13 protein-coding genes are annotated in these 18,123 nt (G+C 42.9%); 9 read left to right on the top strand and 4 right to left on the bottom strand.

The genetic code is table 11. The features are described 5' to 3' along the window. Positions 1–183: 183 nt before the first annotated feature. The 9 genes from AACU32_RS28540 to AACU32_RS28500 all read left to right on the top strand — a co-directional run bounded on the left by AACU32_RS28540 (position 184) and on the right by AACU32_RS28500 (position 10,013). The gene (locus tag AACU32_RS28540; protein ID WP_096604632.1) at positions 184–1,401 is read left to right on the top strand and encodes a hypothetical protein; all 1,218 of its coding nucleotides are present in this window, start codon (positions 184–186) and stop codon (positions 1,399–1,401) included. Between the two features lie 246 nt (positions 1,402–1,647). Beyond that, positions 1,648–1,845, top strand: a complete 198-nt coding sequence (locus AACU32_RS28535; RefSeq protein WP_339378343.1) for a hypothetical protein — start codon at positions 1,648–1,650, stop codon at positions 1,843–1,845. A 73-nt stretch (positions 1,846–1,918) separates the two neighbouring features. Continuing rightward, positions 1,919–4,099 carry a serine/threonine-protein kinase gene (locus AACU32_RS28530; RefSeq protein WP_096604630.1) on the top strand — a complete coding sequence of 727 codons (2,181 nt, stop codon included), beginning with the start codon at positions 1,919–1,921 and terminating at the stop codon, positions 4,097–4,099. A gap of 84 nt (positions 4,100–4,183) precedes the next feature. Then, positions 4,184–5,152 (top strand): PP2C family serine/threonine-protein phosphatase, encoded by a 969-nt coding sequence (locus AACU32_RS28525; protein WP_339378342.1) that lies wholly within the window; start codon positions 4,184–4,186, stop codon positions 5,150–5,152. 162 nt (positions 5,153–5,314) lie between these two features. Beyond that, a complete protein-coding gene (locus tag AACU32_RS28520) occupies positions 5,315–6,598 on the top strand; it encodes a vWA domain-containing protein (protein WP_096604628.1) in 1,284 nt (427 codons plus the stop codon). A 72-nt stretch (positions 6,599–6,670) separates the two neighbouring features. After that, positions 6,671–7,369, top strand: a complete 699-nt coding sequence (locus AACU32_RS28515; protein ID WP_096604626.1) for an FHA domain-containing protein — start codon at positions 6,671–6,673, stop codon at positions 7,367–7,369. 48 nt (positions 7,370–7,417) lie between these two features. After that, positions 7,418–7,732 carry a hypothetical protein gene (locus AACU32_RS28510; RefSeq protein WP_096604624.1) on the top strand — a complete coding sequence of 105 codons (315 nt, stop codon included), beginning with the start codon at positions 7,418–7,420 and terminating at the stop codon, positions 7,730–7,732. Positions 7,733–7,779: 47 nt separating this feature from the next. Continuing rightward, positions 7,780–9,159 (top strand): hypothetical protein, encoded by a 1,380-nt coding sequence (locus AACU32_RS28505; protein WP_096604622.1) that lies wholly within the window; start codon positions 7,780–7,782, stop codon positions 9,157–9,159. 50 nt (positions 9,160–9,209) lie between these two features. Next, positions 9,210–10,013 carry a DUF4058 family protein gene (locus tag AACU32_RS28500; RefSeq protein ID WP_445223196.1) on the top strand — a complete coding sequence of 268 codons (804 nt, stop codon included), beginning with the start codon at positions 9,210–9,212 and terminating at the stop codon, positions 10,011–10,013. 83 nt (positions 10,014–10,096) lie between these two features. Here AACU32_RS28500 and AACU32_RS28495 read toward each other — a convergent pair whose 3' ends face one another. From AACU32_RS28495 to AACU32_RS28480, 4 genes are all read right to left on the bottom strand, one after another. Further along, positions 10,097–13,135 (bottom strand): PAS domain S-box protein, encoded by a 3,039-nt coding sequence (locus AACU32_RS28495; RefSeq protein WP_096604618.1) that lies wholly within the window; start codon positions 13,133–13,135, stop codon positions 10,097–10,099. Between the two features lie 363 nt (positions 13,136–13,498). Then, positions 13,499–15,226: a succinate dehydrogenase/fumarate reductase flavoprotein subunit gene (locus tag AACU32_RS28490; protein ID WP_096604616.1), complete on the bottom strand. Its 1,728-nt coding sequence runs from the start codon at positions 15,224–15,226 to the stop codon at positions 13,499–13,501. A 179-nt stretch (positions 15,227–15,405) separates the two neighbouring features. Next, the gene (locus AACU32_RS28485; protein ID WP_096604614.1) at positions 15,406–15,723 is read right to left on the bottom strand and encodes a hypothetical protein; all 318 of its coding nucleotides are present in this window, start codon (positions 15,721–15,723) and stop codon (positions 15,406–15,408) included. A gap of 206 nt (positions 15,724–15,929) precedes the next feature. Then, complete coding sequence (locus tag AACU32_RS28480; protein ID WP_096604612.1) at positions 15,930–17,723, bottom strand: WD40 repeat domain-containing protein; 1,794 nt, start codon at positions 17,721–17,723, stop codon at positions 15,930–15,932. Positions 17,724–18,123 lie beyond the last annotated feature (400 nt).

The following is an 18,123-nucleotide window of genomic DNA, read 5'->3' as shown; positions in this document are numbered from 1 at the left end:
TCACATGCAACTGCTTTTTAAACAACCTTTTAGCCATCACACGGGCTACTGCTAACGAAAAGTAAAAATCTTCAATATTAGTTAAGTAATAGTTGTTATAAAACAAAGATGCAGATAATAGTTGGTTAGCGGATAGCGATCGCTCTTTACCTCAACAGCCTCTTTGATACAGGAGTCAGCGCTGTGACAGATGAAATTGATCAACTTTTAGCTGACTGGAAACATAAAATCAAAGTTGTCAGCCAAAATCTTCTGGAATTACAAGAATTACCAACATATCAGCGGCTTTGTGGTTCTCCCGGCTATCCCAAAATTGATTTGACGGGAATTACGGCGACACGGGTAACTCCCGCACTGGAGGCGATGAATGATTTGTTTCAATATTTCGACTTATTAGTGCAGGTAGTAGAGAAGGCGAGTAAGTTACGCCAGGAATTACCACGGTTTTTGGTGAGTGAACAGAAAGTTGAGGAGATTAAACAACTGTTAATAGGGGCTTCAATTGAGTTACCATCTGTGCATACGCCGCTTGCACAAAGAGAATTACTGAGTGCTACTCACATAGCCAATGCGATCGCACCTGCGCAGTTATTACAAGTGATGAATCATGCTTTTTCTGTGGCTAGGGATGCGGTTTTAGCTGTGGATACTGCGTGGAATCATCTAGATTACATCTTGGCTGACGCTGAATCGCAAATTTACTCGCTGCAAAATTTAGCCGAATCCCTAGATCCCAATACTCTTGATGAATTGGTGCAAAGTCAAACAGCGATCGCATCTTTGCGTCAACGGGTAGAACAAGATCCTCTGGGGGTGAGTGCAGAGGTTGAACAACAGATTCAGCCGATGTTGGTAAAAGTGAAATCGGTTGTGGAACAAGCACTCAAACAGCAACGCCAAATCAGAGAGAGATTTGCGATCGCACAGAATTTGTTAGAAAAATTAACGGCGCTTCATTCAAGTTCTCTGGCTACTTTTGCGGAAAGCCAGGAAAAAATTGTGGATTATTTAATACAGCAGCCGCCATTGACAAATGGGGAATTAGATGCGCTCACTCAATGGTTAAAAAGGTTAGAAACTAAGCTAGCAGAGGGTTTAGTCAATCCCGTGATGTTCGGTTTAGATAATTGGATGAAGAAAACTCAAGAGTACATAGCATCGGAACAACAAGCATATACTGCTAATAGCACTCTTTTAGATAGTCGCCGGGAGTTACGGGGACGCTTGGAGGCGCTGAAAGCTAAAGCACTAGCAAAAGGATTGATTGAAGATGGGAAATTATCCGATTTAGCTGAACAAGCAAAGCAACTTTTATATACACGCCCTACTGTTTTAGATAAAGCTGCGGAATTAGTGTCTCAGTATGAGAAGCGGTTGAATGGAATGGGGCATGGGGCATAGGGCATTGGGCATAGGGCATTGGGCATGGAGGATGATGGGATGTAGTTTGACTACGTTCACTAACCAAGGGATGAGGGGGACAAGAGATACAAGGGGCGTGGTGAATTTATGATGGTTGTTGCATCTTTGGGGTTGGATAATGAGCCTTTGAGGTTGAAAGTTGAGCCTTTGAGGTTGAAGGTTGAGCCTTTTATCCTCGAAGTTGCACCTTGAAACCTGAATGTTGAGCCTTTTATCCTCGAAGTTGTGCCTAGAAACCTGAATGTTGAGCCTTTTATCCTCGAAGTTGCACCTTTTATCCTCGAAGTTGTGCCTAGAAACCTGAATGTTGCACCTTTTATCCTCGAAGTTGTGCCTAGAAACCTGAATGTTGCACCTTTTATCCTCGAAGTTGCGCCTTTAATACCGAAACTTGCACCTTTAAGCTTACTCTTTAACTATTAACCCTTAACCCTTAACCATTGACCATTGACTATTGACTATTGACCATTGACCATTGACCAATCAGGAGATTTAAATGAACAGCGATCGCTGCACGCGAAATGGATGTACTGGCATTATTGAAGATGGCTATTGTAATGTCTGTGGGTTGGCGGCGGTGAAATCTCTCAATGTCAGCAGCCAGAAGCAAAGCGCAACTATTACAGTTAGAAGTTCACCGGTGACTACGGGTACAGGTTCCTCACCGTTAACTAACCGTTCCAAAGGTTCGCGGCGTAGTAGTGGTACTTCAGCCCGTAGTAGCCGCAGACAGTTGGGGGCGGGGTTAATTTCTGTGCCAGAATTACCTTCAACTGAGCCAGAAAAGGCGATTATTCCTAACCCAATGGTGCCGGAGAATAAGCGCTTTTGCAGTAATTGTAATAATCCGTTGCGGCGAGAAAAGGGATTTTGTAGTAAGTGCGGACAGAAGTATTCGTTTATTCCTAGCTTGAATCCTGGTGATTTGGTTGTTGGTCAATATGAAGTCAAGGGCGCGATCGCTTATGGTGGTTTAGGCTGGATTTATCTTGGCTTTGATAAAACTCTATCTCGTTACGTCGTTTTAAAGGGACTGCTAAATACAGAAGACGCAGCTAGCGCCGCCGTTGCGGTTGCAGAAAGACAATTCCTCGCCGCTGTCAAACACGCCAATATCGTGGGAATTTACAACTTTGTCAACCACGGTACTGAGGGCTTTATTGTCATGGAATATGTGGGCGGTAAAACCCTCAAGGATATTCGCAAAAGTCGGGGGGCTTTACCAGTCGCAGAAGCGATCGCTTATATTCATCGCATTCTCAGTGCTTTTGCTTATTTGCATTCTTTAGGCATGGTATATTGCGACTTCAAACCAGACAATATGATGGTTGAAGGCGGCGATGTGAAGCTAATTGACTTAGGTGGTGTGCGCCGGATTGATGACTTGGATGGTGATATCTATGGCACAGTGGGTTATAGTGCCCCAGAAGCAGGTGAAGGCCCGACAGTCGTTTCTGATTTATTTACTGTGGGGAGAACCTTGGCGGTACTGCTAACTGATATTAAAGGCTTTAGTAGAGAACACCTTTACACATTACCTAGTCCCGAAGAAGAACCGCTATTTGCTCACCAAGAGTCACTGTATCGCTTCTTAATTAAAGCCACTGCGGAAAATCCCGATGATCGGTTTCAGTCAGCCGATGAAATGGCTGATCAGTTATTGGGTATACTGCGGGAAGTTGTCGCGATTGAAACTAATGTTCCCCGTCCATCTAGCAGCAGTTTGTTGGGTGGAGATATGCTGGCGCTGACTTACAGTGGTAGTTTTGACCCGATTAAACCAGAGTATGAACAATTACCTATACCAATCTTAGATTCTAGTGATGTTGCTTTTAATGCCGTAATTAACGCCAGTGCGATCGCCGATCCAGTCAAGCGGGCTGTAAGTTTAGATGTAGTTGTCAAGCAATTTCCTAATTCCAGCGAAGCATTATTGCGATTAGCCAACGCCCTCATTGATGCAGGTGATTTTGAGGAAGTAGAGCCATCTTTAGCTAAAATCGAAGAAAAAGACCCTTGGGATTGGCGAATTTTTTGGTATCGGGGGCGGGCGTTGATGGCGCAGAATAAAGCCATAGAGGCACAAAAAGCCTTTGATCAAGTTTATTTTGATCTACCCGGAGAGTTAGCGCCCAAGTTAGCGCTGGGGTTAGCCGCAGAACAGGCGCAAAATTATCAACTAGCAATTAAGATGTATGATTTGGTATCGCGTACCGATCCCAGTTATGTAACAGCCGCCTTTGGTTTAGCACGTTGTCTGTGTGCAACTGGCGATCGCAAAGGTGCAGTCGCCGCCTTAGAACGTGTACCACCAGCCTCTAGTTTATTTACGCGATCGCGAGTTGAAATTGCTCGGACTTTAATAAACCGCGATCGCGCTGTTCCCAATTTACAAGAACTGCAATCAGCTTCCACAGCCATTGAAACACTTACCTTGGAAGGAATGGATCGCTATCGTCTAACTAAACAAGTTTTAGAAACAGCTTTGAATTTACTCACTTCCAAGCAACTCCAAGCCGCTGGCGATCTGAAAATTCTCGGACAACCCCTGCAAGAAAAGCATCTGAGAAAAGGACTAGAAAAAGCCTTGCGAGATATGGCACATCTTTCCAGTGGAAAGGAGAAAATTCACTTAGTTGATGAGGCAAATCGGATACGGCCGAGAAGTTTAATTTAGGCAGGGGGGACAAGGGAGACAAGGAGGACAAGGAGGACAAGGAAGACAAATGACAAATGACCAATGACAAATGACCAATGACAAATGACTATTATGCAATGCTTAAATTGTGGTGCTTCAGTTCTAGCAAGCGATCGCTTTTGTGAAGAATGCGGTACGCCTTTAACTGCCAGTAAACCGCCAACAGCTACACTAGGCTGTGAAAAATGCGGTGCGGGAATCGATGCAATTGATGCAGATGGTTACTGTAGTAATTGTGGATTTCGCCGAGAACCGAAAAAGGGCGATCGCTTAGAAGTAATAATAAATTCAGAATTAGCAGGAGTGAGCGATCGCGGTTTTAGACATCACCGCAATGAAGATTTTTTGGCTCTACAACATATAAATAACTCTCAGGTAAATATTCTCGTAGTTTGCGATGGCGTTTCTAGTGCCGATCAACCTGATTTAGCCGCTAAAACTGCTGCTGAAAGTGCGTCTTTGGAATTAGCTAATGTTTGGCAAACAGGGGATAAACCAGAGGTAGCGATTAAATCAGCCTTTGCGGCTGCTATCAACTCTATATGTAATATTCCTTATATATCTAGTGTAAATTCCGATCCACCATCAACTACCATTGTGGCTGCGATCGTGCATAACCACACCGCCACTATTGGTTGGCTGGGTGACAGCCGTGCTTATTGGATTTCTGCCAACGTTGCCCAACAATTAACACAGGATGATTCCTGGTTATATGAGGTGGTAGCCGCCGGGGAAATGACTGAAGCTGAAGCCAGAAAATCTCCTAAAGCTCATGCGATTACTCGCTGGCTAGGAGCAGATGCGGTTGCAGATGCTACACCATCAATAGTGAATTTTCCGATTCCTGGTTCAGGATATTTGCTGCTGTGTAGTGATGGATTATGGAACTATACCCCTGAACCTTGGCAATTAGCTCAATTAGTGGAGCGATCGCCCGGTAAGGATGCAATTAGCGTCTCTCGTAGTTTGGTGGAATTTGCCCGACAAAGTGGTGGACATGACAATATTACCGTTGCAGTTCTGGCTTTTTGACACTCCCCTAATGGTCTATGCCATTAATTTATGATGGATACGTAATCAGCACCGAGCGTGTTGAAGATCAGGACTGAAGTCCTGACTACGAAGAAATAATCTAACCATAATCATTACTGTGGCGGACTACTAGCCCCTAGCCCCTAACCCCTAGCCCCTAATATGTCTAACCAATTTAAAGCCGAAGTTTTTCAAAACCAATATTTACACCAAGGTGCCAAAGAAGTCCATGCCATCATGACTGTCAGCGTGGAAAAGGGTGATGGTGTAGCCGCTACTCCCAACACTGGTAGACTTTTTGGCATTATCTGTGATGTCTCTGGTTCAATGGGTGGCGGGAAAATTCACGCTGCTAGAGATGCAATGGTGAAAGTTGTGAGTTTGCTACCAGAGGAGGCATACTTCTTTATTGTGACTGGCTCAAGTAAAGCGAGTGTAGTTTTCCCGGTATCTAAAGCTACTCTGGAAAAGAAAGCGGAGGCGATCGCTGCAATTAAAAAAATCCTCGCTAATGGTGGTACTCTGATGTCTACCTGGCTAACTGAGGCGCTGGCACAATTCAAAAAGAAACCCGATGCAGTGCGGCAAGCATTACTGCTCACCGATGGCATGAACGACGATTCAGATGAGCAAGCATTGAACAAAATTTTACAGCAGTGTGAAGGTGTGTTTCAGTGCGATTGCCGAGGCGTTGGGACTGATTGGCGAGTTGCTCAACTGCAAAAAATTGCCGGTAAACTCCTGGGTACAACTGATATCATTCCCACTGCGGCGATGATTGAAGCTGATTTTCGGGCAATTCTCGAAAAAGCCATGAGTAAGAATGTTAGCGATGTCACCATGCGTTTGTGGACACCCCAAGGAGCCAAAGTACTGTTCTGTAAACAGGTGAGTCCGGATATTGTTGACCTTACCCAGCGTGGTAAATCTATCAAACCGCAGATTTTGGACTACCCTACTGGTGCTTGGGGTAGCAACGAGTCCCGTGATTACCACTTCTGCATTGAGGTGAATCCTGGCAATGTTGGTGATGAAATGTTAGCAGGTCGAGCCAGTTTAGTTTACACCCTCAACGGTACAGAAACAAAAGTCGCAGAAGCCCGGATTTTGGCAACCTGGACAGACGATGAAGCCAAATCTACCAAAATTAATAAGCGAGTTGCTCACTACACAGGACAAGCAGAACTTGCTCAGTCGATTCAGGAAGGATTAGAAGCTCGTGCTAGGGGTGATATTGAAGTTGCTACCGCCAAATTAGGCAAAGCTGTGAAATTAGCTCATGAATCTGGGAACGAAGCCACAGCCAAACTACTCAAAACAGTGGTTGATGTCCAGGATGCGCCTACAGGTACAGTGCGGATCAAGAGAGAAGTAGCCAAGGAAGACGCGATGGCATTAGAAACTCGTTCTACTAAAACCACTCGCATTCCCAAATCTTCAAATTAGTCATTTGTCATTAGTCATTTGTCATTTGTAAATACAAAAGATTAATTGCAAACAACAAAGTTCAAAGCAAGTATGTCTATATATAAATGTCCTAAAGGTCACGAATCAACCGAATCAGATTTTTGTTCAGAGTGTGGTGCCAAAATTCTTGGCATACCTCAACAAACAATAGCTAAAAATGCCATAAATATTGAAACCTGCCCAGATTGCAGTGCTACCCACGAACCCAATAGCGGCGACTATTGCGAGATTTGTGGTTACAACTTTGTTACCAAGGCTCATGGGGAATTAGCGATCGCCAAAACTCCAAAGCAAGAGGATAAGATAACACAAAGACAAAGTTCTGTCCCCGCGTCTCCTCCTCTCCCCGTCCCCCCGTCTCCCTCTACTCTCCAATCTCCCACCGCTTGGCAAGTGGTGGTGACAATTGACCCATCCCTCCGTCATCCTGACAGCCCAGAACCCCCAACCGATCAAGCACCGATCATATTTCCTCTAGAAAAGGCAACTAACCTTATCGGTCGCAATAGCCAAGTCCGGGCAATTCACCCAGAAATTGCGCTGGATTTTGACGATGCTGTCTCTCACCGTCATGCTTTATTAAATCGTCAAGCAGATGGAACATTCACGCTGCGCGATATTGGCTCTTCTAACGGTACACAATTCAAAAACGTAGAGTTAAAACCAATGGTGGATATCCCCCTACAAGATGGGGATGAATTTACTTTAGGACATTGGACAAGAGTTGCTATTAAAGCTATCCGGGGATGAGAGAAGGGGGACAAGGGAGACAAGGAGGACAAGTTGCGTGGTGAATTTATGATATCTTTTGAGCCTTTGAGCTTGGAAGTTGAGCCTTTGAACCTGGAAGTTGCACCTTTGAGCTTGGAAGTTGCACCTTTGAACCTGAATGTTGAGCCTTTGAACCTGGAAGTTGAGCCTTTGAACCTGAACGTTGCACCTTTGAACCTGAATGTTGAGCCTTTGAACCTGAACGTTGCACCTTTGAACCTGAATGTTGAGCCTTTGAACCTGAACGTTGCACCTTTGAACCTGAATGTTGAGCCTTTGAACCTGAATGTTGAGCCTTTGAACCGGAATGTTGCACCTTTGAAACTAAAATTTCGAGCTTGACTCTTGACCAATGACCAATGACCAATGACAAATGACAACTAACCAATATGAGTAAAATCATCGCAGTCTCAAGTAAAGCAATACGCGGACTTACTACTCCCCAATTGCTTAAGGGTGGTTTATATTTAACCTGGGCAACCAGCGTCTTACTCCTAATTGCTATTATTAGCGGCGTTCAATCACAGAGACAGGCTATCAAAACTGTTGGTCAAGATTCCACACCAAGTATCGTGACTGCTCAACGCCTCAAAGATGGGCTTGCTGGTATGGACGCTAATATTGCTAACGAACTGCTAGTACCAACAGGGCAAAACCAAGATGCTGTTAAGGGTTACGAAGAGCGATACGAAAAAACTGCCGAAAGGCTAGTAGCTGCGGCGGAAAATATTACCTTTGGCGATAAAGAGCGCAAACCAATCGAGACTATGCAATTGGAGTTAGGCAACTACATAGCAAAAATCCAGCAAGCCAGAGACGCTCACGCACGCGCAGATATTAATGCAACGCTTACGGCTTATCGTGCAGCTGCGGAAATTATGGATAAAACGCTGCTACCAAAAGCCGATGAATTAGACAAAGTAAATCTGCAAGCTTTAGAAGATACCTATTTTGACAAACAAGTTGCAACCAGAAAATCGCTGTTTTCTATTTTCCTAATTGGTTTGGCACTAATCGTTGTTCTGGGTTGGCTTCAGCTATTTCTCAGCCAACGGATGCGTCGCACCTTTAATCCGCTGTTGTTGATAGCAACTGCGATCGCTATTGCCTTTTTAAATTATACAGCCGGGGCTTTGCTTTCTGCTTCCCAAAATCTGAGAGTGGCGAAAGAAGATGCTTTTACTTCTCTGCACGCCTTGCGCCAAGCTAGAGCGATCGCTTATATCGCCAATGCTGCCGAAAGCCGCTATTTGCTTGACCCAGCTTTTGCTACTAACCACGAACAAGTTTTTTTCCAAAACCTAGCGAAAATTGCCCAAATCCCCAATGGACAAACATTTGATTCAGTAGTAGAAGCCTATAAATCCCAGGATAAAAAAGTCGATGGGTTTACAGGCTACTTAGCTGAGCAATTGAACAATATAACTTTTGCAGGTGAAAAAGAAGCGACACTAGCAAATCTTTCCAACTTGGGAACCTATATTAAGATTGATCAGCAGATTCGTCAGTTAGAGAAAAGTGGCAAACATCAAGAAGCGATCGCTTTATGCTTAGGTAACAACCCAGGACAGTCAGATTGGGCATTTGAGCAGTTTAAAGCGACTAATCAAAAAGCCTTTGATATTAACCAAGCAGCATTCGACAAAGCCATTGTGCAAGGCTTGCGTGATGTCGAAGGTTTCGAGATTACAACTTCAGTGGCGGTGAGTGCGATCGCGCTTTTAAGTTTATTTGGGCTAATGCCACGTATCAAAGAATACTCTATTTAAGAAGACAGAGGGGAAATAAGCAATGACAAATGACAAATGACCAATGACCAATGACAAATAAACCTATGAATTCTCCCTTTCCTGGAATGAATCCTTATTTAGAAAATCCTGTTTTTTGGGCAGAAGTACATCATCGATTAATTACAGCCATAGCAGACACTATTGAGGAAAATATTCCCCCACAATATCGAGTTGCAATTGAACAACGTACTTATTTAAGTGAGAATTCAGATTCGGTATTAGTTGGTATACCTGATGTTTCTGTTTTTTCTCAACAAACATCTCCTCAGCAATACGCATCAACTGCTACTCAAATATCTACATCAGAAGGTATCACAGTAATGCTACCTTTACCTGAAAATATTACAGAAAATTATTTAGAGATACGAGAAGTTTCTACAGGGTTTGTAGTTACTGCAATTGAAGTTTTGTCTCCGAAAAATAAGCGCCAAGGTGAAGGGAGAAAAGCCTATGAAATGAAACGCAATAAAGTTTTAGCTAGTCTTTATAACTTAGTCGAAATCGATTTACTCCGCAGCGGTAAACCTGTAACAATTTTAGGTGAATTTCCCGCAACAGACTATCAAATTATTGTTAGTAAAAGTGCAACACGTCCTCAAGCAAAATTATACGCATTTAGCATCAAGGAACCGATTCCCGTATTTCCATTACCTCTACAGTCAGAAGATACAGAACCAGTTTTAGACTTGCAATCTTTATTAAATGGTATATACAATCGTGCCAGATATTACTTAGCAATTGATTATAACCAGGAACCAGTACCACCTCTAAAATCAGAAGATGCTGCATGGTCTGATACACTTTTACGCGAACATGGATTAAGGACTAATTAGCGAAATTTTGAATTTATTTGGACTTTGACTAATAAAAAATGAAAGGCACGTAGGACAAATTCCCAATGCCCCATGCCCAATTACTATTTCAAATTGGCATAAATTATAGGCATTTCAATGATAAATTTTGTCCCTTGTCCTGGTGTAGATTCACACCACAACTTACCACCATGCTTTTCTGTAATAATTTGATAGCTAATAGATAAACCCAAGCCTGTACCTTTACCAACTGGCTTTGTCGTGAAGAAAGGATCAAATAGACGTTGGCGAATTTCTTCTTTAATTCCTGGGCCATTGTCAGCGATACAAATTCGCACCCAGTTCTTATTGGTTACCTCTGTTTGAATCGAGATGATACTCGGAGTGAGAGCAATTCCTGTTTGTAATTGTTGTTTAATGTAATCTTCTAATGCATCGATCGCATTACTGATAATGTTCATAAATACCTGATTCAATTGTCCCGCATGGCATTCCACCGGCTGTAAATTACCATATTCCCTGATAATTTGTATCTCTGGGCGTTCTGAATGTGCTTTCAAACGGTTGTGCAGGATAGTAATGGTGCTATCAATGCCATCGTGAATATTGACATCTTTAACTTCGGCTTCATCCAGGCGTGAGAAGTTCCGCAAAGAAAGCACAATTTCCCGAATTCTTGTAGTTCCTAAACGCATGGATTGCAGGGCTTTAGTCAAGTCTTCAATGAGAAATTCTATATCGATAGATTCGATTGCATCGGCAATTTCTGCGGGTGGCTGGGGATAGTACTGCTGATAAAGTTCTACGATATTTAATAAATCTTGAGTATATTCACTAATATGGGAGAGATTACCATGAATAAAGTTAACAGGATTATTAATTTCATGGGCAACACCTGCGACCATTTGACCCAGACTGGACATTTTCTCGCTTTGAATCATCTGGAGTTGGGTTTGTTTTAGTTCTTGCAAGGTATTTTCTAGTTCTTTGGTTTTTTGTTGGAGTTTAATTTCCGCTTGTTTGCGATCGCTCAAATCGCGTAAAATACCCTGCAATCCTATGACTTTACCATCAGCATCTTTGATTGGTGAGACATTCGATGTCACCCACCCCCAAGTTCCATCTTTTCTGGGATGGCGAAATTCCATCCCCGCACCACTGTTACCTGTCTCAATAATTTGATTGATAAATTCCATAACTTCAGGTAAATCATCAGGGTGAACCAATGGTACAAACGAGCGATTTAACCATTCGGAAACTTCATAACCAAAAATGTCCTCAAATTTTGGAGAAATATAAGTGAGGGTGCTATCTAATTGAGAAGACCAAATCACATCATTAGCATCTTCCACAAGCCTACGGAATTTAGATTCACTTTCAGCAAGGGCAGTTTCCATTTGTTTGCGTAAGCGAAGCTCCTCGTAGAGATCGCTAATGTCCCGCATAATTCCCTGAAATCCAATTATTTTACCCTGAGTATCCTTGACTGGGGAAGCATTAGAATTAACCCATCGCCAACTTCCATCTAAACATTTGTGGCGAAATTCTACTCCAGCTGCTTTCTCGCCCGTCTCAAAAACTTGATTGAGTAAAGCTACTGCGGCTGGTAAATCTTCTGGATGTACCAAAGGTGCAAAGGGTTGTCCTAACCAGTCGGATGATTTGTACCCAAACATGACTTGGAATTGGGGTGAAAGATAGGTGAGAACTCCATCCAACGTGGAAACCCACAGCATATCGTTGGCACCTTCTACAAGGTTGCGGAATTTAGCTTCGCTTTCAGCAAGTGCAACTTCAGCACGCCGACGTTCACTAATATCTCGAATTACCCCCAAGGCATGAATTTTACCATTGTAAAGACTAGGGCTAGCGGTCACCTCAACATCAATCAACGTGCCATCTTTACGCACATCTACTGCTTGAGTGCGGAATTGACTACCTGCTTGAATTGCGCCGATAAATTCTGAAAATATTGGCAGACTATCTGGATGGATAAATTCTGGCGGCTTAAGTCTCATAAATTCTTCTTGAGAATAGCCATGCATCTGACAAACAGCAGTATTAGCTATGACAATATTTCCTGTTTCCAGTTCGATAATGTTGATTCCATCGCTGACATTTTCAAAAATGGTGCGATAGAGAGATTCTTGTTGCGCTAGTGCGTTTTGAGCTTGTTTGCGTTCTGTAATTTCTGTGGCAGTAACTACAATCTGATGGATGCGTGAACTACTATCTTTTAAGGGTGTAACACTTAAAGACCACCAAGTTTCTTGACCGTTAGCACAGAAATGTTCTTCAAAAAAGTTAGTCTTGCCAGAATGGACAGCCGCCGCATAGTGCTGACGGTAAAGGTTAGCCATATCTTTTGACATAGCTTCTGCCAAAGTTTTGCCCAAGAGGCTTGTCATTGATTGCGTCCTGGTACGAGCGATCGCTGGATTATAATCGACAAAGCGGAACTCTGTACCATTATCCAAAACATCTAAGACAAAGATGCCGTAGTCTACACCCTCCCAAACACTTTGTAATAGCTGTGTTTGCTCCAAAAGACGCTGTTCTGTGGATTTGCGTAAGCGAATATCGCGGCTAATAGTTGCTAAACCAATGGGTTGCTTAGTAACCGGATCTTTGACCACAAACAGGGTATAGTCAATTGGAATCGACTCTCCAGTGATGAAATGGCGAAAATGCAGTTCACTTTGCCAATAACCCTCCTGCATCACAGTCGGTAAAATGCTTTGATGGAGAAATTCCAGGTCTTCAAAGGCGATAAATTCACTGATATGTTTGGTTTTAACTTCCTCCATATCTTTGAGTCCAACCAACTTCATTCCTGCTGGATTGAGGTAAAAAGGTTCTCCCGCCATTGATGCAATGCCAATAAAATCAGCACTGGCTTCAAGAATTGTGATCAAAGCTTGGCGTTCTTCCCTAGCTTGCTGGAAAAAGTTCTCAGCTTCTAATTCTGGATTTGTTTGTTCTTGAGACGATGTTGACTGTCGCAAATTTGCCAACTCTTGCTCTAACTGCGCCACCCTCTGACGGAGATTGATTAATTCTTGCTTCAGCGTTGCTTCGCTCTCAGTTTTTAGAAGTCTGGATTCTCTGGACATTTCGTCATGAGTGGAAGAAAGCTGAGTCATATCTTTGAACCCGTGGCAAATTGATTTTTCTGAATGTTCTACTTCTACTTAATCTAGAGTTCCCTGCTATGAGTTCAAGTAAACAAAAATTAGCTGATTACGCTCCATTCCTGTTGATACCTGGTTAAAAAAGGAATGCGGCAAATACATCAGTAGGAGCGGGTTCATTAATATTTTCGTTAACAATTGAGGCTATCTGTGAACCCGCCCTTACTAAATCGGTGAAAGTTTCGACTAAGTAAGTCGGCGGGAATAAACCAAACTATGTTGCGCAATGTAAACATGCTTGAAACCCTTACCAATGACCAATGACAAATGACAAATGACAGACCTCGCCAGTTGTCTTTAATTGCGCCGACCTACTTAATATTTCCGCTCTTTTGGCTCAAACATGGTAATCGCTACGGGACGATACTGAATATCAATACCGGCGGGTGAATAATAAGCCATTGTGTGCTTGAGGAATTTGTCATCATCTCTTTGGGGATAATCTTCGCGGAAGTGTGCGCCCCGACTTTCTTGACGATTCAATGCTGAGGCGAGAATTGTCTGCCCTACAATCATTAAACTCCGCAATTCCAAGGCTTCGACAATTTCTGTATTCCAAGAATTGCCTTTATCGTCTAAATATATTTGTGGGTATTGCTGTTGCAGTTGTGCGAGTTTATCTAACCCTTGCTGCATGACTTCTGCGGTGCGGAAAACGCCGCAGTATTGAGTCATGCAATCTTGGAAGGCTTGGCGGACTTGGTTAATCCGGTATTTTCCTGGCTGTTCTAGTAAAGCTTGGATTTGTTGCTTCGCTTCGTTAATGTAACGTTGTGCATCTACCGTCGGTAATTTGCGGTTTTGCACAAATTGCGCGATCGCTGCTCCGGTTCGCTTGCCATAAACTACACATTCGAGTAAGGAATTACTACCTAGGCGATTAGCACCATGCACGGAAACACAAGATGTTTCCCCAGCCGCAAAAAATCCTTCGACAAATTCATCACCACCACTACGGACTTTGCCATCAATGTTAACTGGGATACCACCCATACAATAGTGAATTGTCGGGCGGACTGGCATAGGTTGAGTCACAGCATCAACACCGACTAAGCGATGGGCTTCTTCCCAACAGAAGGGAACGCGACTCATAATTTTTTCTTTACCCATGTGGCGCAAGTCAAGGTAGACAAAGGGCCCCCCTGCACTCCCATCAGGATGAACACCACGCCCAGCGCGGATTTCGTAGGTAATCGCCCTTGAGGTAATATCACGGGGCGCTAGTTCCATGCGACTGGGTGCGTAGTTTGCCATAAAGCGATCGCCTTCGGAATTAATCAAATACGCCCCTTCGCCCCGCACTGCTTCGGAAATCAGCACGCCTACCGGATATAATCCAGTGGGATGAAATTGCACAAATTCCATGTCTTCTAAGGGCAAACCTGCGATCGCTGTCATTGCCAAACCATCACCAGTTGAAGCGTAATCATTCGATGTGGTGTTATAAACGCGACCATATCCACCTGTGGCAAACATCACCGCTTTCGCCCGTAATACTTCTATATGCCCATCTAGCAAGTGATACATCACCACACCTTTCGCCTGTCCCTCTTCCAAAATCAGGCGCATTACGTACCATTCTTGGTAAACTTGCACACCATACTTTCGTAAGTTGTTTACCAACTCGTGCAAAATTGCGTGACCAGTCTTATCAGCAGCATAGCAAGTACGGTTGTGGGAATGTCCGCCAAAAGCCCGTTGGGCAATCCGCCCATCAGGTAAACGGGAGAACAACACGCCCATATGTTCCAAATCAACTACCACATCTGGTGCTTCTTGGGCAAGAATGGCGACAGCATCTTGATCTGCTAAATAATCAGAACCCTTGACAGTATCAAATGCGTGTGCTTCCCAACTATCTTCAGAATCCACATTTTTTAACGATGCAGCCATCCCACCTTGCGCCGCTACCGAGTGCGAACGAATGGGGTGAGTTTTCGCCACCACAGCAATATTTAAACTGGGGTTAATCCGGGCAATTTCTACAGCAGCACGACATCCCGCCAAGCCGCCCCCGACAATAATTACATCATGTTCCAGCATAATTAATTTTTAATAGCCTATACAAAGAAATTCCCTGCCACAGGACAGGGAGATAATTGCGATTTTGGATTGTAATTTGAGATTTTGCATAATTTCGGTAACTCGTCGCTGAGATATTTATATTTCTTAAGCCAGACGAATCGATCCCAAACTGCAAATCTCCACTTTATAAAATCTGTTCAGCTAGTTGCTTGTACAGGTTTTTGTTGAGAAACATTACCTGGGATGGGTTCAGTTTTTGTTCCTGGCTGTACAGCAGTTAGTTCAATATGATTTAACAATGTAGTTACAAATGCAAATAACAAGAAAGGCAGCGATAGCAGAACTACGAGGCCTACAGTAGCTAAAGCATAAACTGGTCGTCTAGCACCCATCAGTGCCAATGCGGATGCCAAACTAATGGTAATTGTAATTAACCAGACAATGATTTGCCCGTAGATGTCACCAAAGGTCAATGTACAGACAAATCGATAGTTTTGAATATTATTCATGTTCATTAGATTCGCCTCAAGTCTCTCCTATAGGTTCTACCTTAGAACCAGGTTTGGCTAGTGGTCAATTTCTCAATATTTTTCCAAGGTTTGTAATATTACTTAATAATCAATGGGCATTGAGCATTGGGCATGGGGCATTGATCATTTCTTCCTTGTCTCCCTCATCCCCCTCATCCTAGTTCCCCTAGCCTCTAATCCCTAGTCCCTTTTCAACTCCGCTGCCAAATTTTAATTGTCTTATCCAAACTTCCACTGACTAACATTTCGCCGGAAGTAGTAAAAGCTACTGCTGTTACTGTGTCAGTATGCCCTGTAAAAGTACTGAGTAGTTCCCCAGTTTCTAAATGCCACAATTTGATAGTTTTATCAGCACTACCACTAGCGATAATTTGCTCATCGGGACTCAGGGCGATCGCGCAAACTTCATCCCGATGTCCTTTGAGGGTACGAAGTAATACCCCTGTTTCTAAATGCCAAATTTTAATTGTCTGATCGCGACTGCCGCTGACGAGTAGTTTAGCATCTGCGCTGATCGCTAGGGAACGAACGATGTGAGAATGTCCCATGAGGGTGTAAAGGGGTTGCACATCTTTTAAATCTGTCACACCTGCTAGGTGGGAAGTACACCAGACTTTGATTTTGCGATAGCTACCGGTGACGAGCGTTTGACCATCTTGGCTTAATACTAGAGAATGGGCTGCTGTATCATCTAAAGAAAGAGCGATCGCTACCTGACGCTTCATTAAATCCCAAAACAGAATTTTGCGATCGTCGCCACCAGTAGCTAACATCCTGCCATCGGGAGTAAAAGCAACGCATCTAACTACGCCATTATGCTTGTGCAAGATATCTATCAAATCTAATGCACCTACATGCCAAATCTTAATTGTGGAATCTGCACCCACACTGGCTAAAGTTTGTCCATCGGAACTAAAAGCCAAGGAATTGACTTCATCCACTAACCCAGATACCACCCAAGGAGACTCTTTTAATGTCTCGATCAATTCTCCTCTAGATAAATCCCATAGCTTGGTTTCGCCACGACTCCCACTAGCTAATATTGGTGGTGTTCTATCGAGATTACAACTGTTAATGTTGGCTGTCGGTGTTCTCGCAGAGTAAGCAAGGCAATTAATTCCTCTAGTATGCCCTTTCAATGTCTGCCAGTATTCCCAGTCACCTATAATACACTTTAGGGGATGCTCAGATGGTACAGTCTCAACTTGTTCTGCGATCGCTCTCTCATTCACCACCAACGCTATATCTTTTTTGTTGACTAGTGATTCTAAATACCAATTTAATCCACCTGCATACAACAAATTATTCGGAGTAATAGAGATTTGTTGTTCAGTAAATTCAATTTGATTACTAGGTAAAAAGCCAGTAATTACTACTTGCTTTTCGTATCCTAATTTACTATATCCAGGATAAAACAAAGAGAGAAAAATTAATACTTGGTGTCTTTGCAAATCCTCTTGAGTAACTAACCACTTAATTTTATTTTTCTTAATTCCATTAAAACTTTCGCCATCAGCAGCGTAAACTTGAATACTCACATTTTGGTTAGCTGTGAGTAAATAAGAAAATTTACTGTCACTACGTAAATTTCCTTCATCATCTAAAACCATATTTTTGATCGGATCTTGGAACACCTTTTTCACTAACTTCGCAAAACGTTCCATCATTACCCGATCAACAATTTGCTCGCGCAAAACATAATCTTGGGCTTGTTGTTGAAAGTATTCGCCAAAGGGTATCGTCCAATCAGGCGGTTCTGGATATTCAGGTGGTGTCGGTGGTGGATTTTTGGCGAGAATTTCTGCTTGTTGGCGAGATAATTCGATTAGTTTCGCCAATGGCTCCCCCGAAAACGTCATAATTTCACTGTGACAACCTTTAATTTGACTTTTCAGTAAAGATAAGTCAGATGTTTTCAGTTTTTTCACACGTTGTAGAAAATCAGCTTGTTGAGCTTTTAGTAAGCTAATCCAATCCATTTGCATTAGAGCCGCACACTATTGCATACCTAAGGTAACCTATACCAATACAATGAAGGAAAGTTAATCATCTTGATTGATTAAATTTCAGTAATCCTAACAGTCAAATAGAATACATGATTAACCATGCATTCACGGTAAAGATACACCTAGAGCAGAGCCTTAACATACCATAAACTGATATGGCTGAGGTATAGAGAGTTCGTTGATGTCAGACCATTCTAACTATAATAAAGAACCACATACTGTTTCGATGGAAACATTTCCATCAGCAAGGAATAGTGCAATTCCCAGCTGACAAAAACGGTAGCCGCAGTGATACTCTATTATATTTATGTCAAAATTATCTGATGTCGCTGGCTCTAGTGAATACGATATCAGATCTGTATAAATAAGAAGATAAGTC

Source organism: Calothrix sp. NIES-2100, from assembly GCF_963875285.1.
Classification (GTDB): Bacteria; Cyanobacteriota; Cyanobacteriia; order Cyanobacteriales; family Nostocaceae; genus Aulosira.
This window is presented reverse-complemented; position numbering and strand designations above follow the sequence as displayed.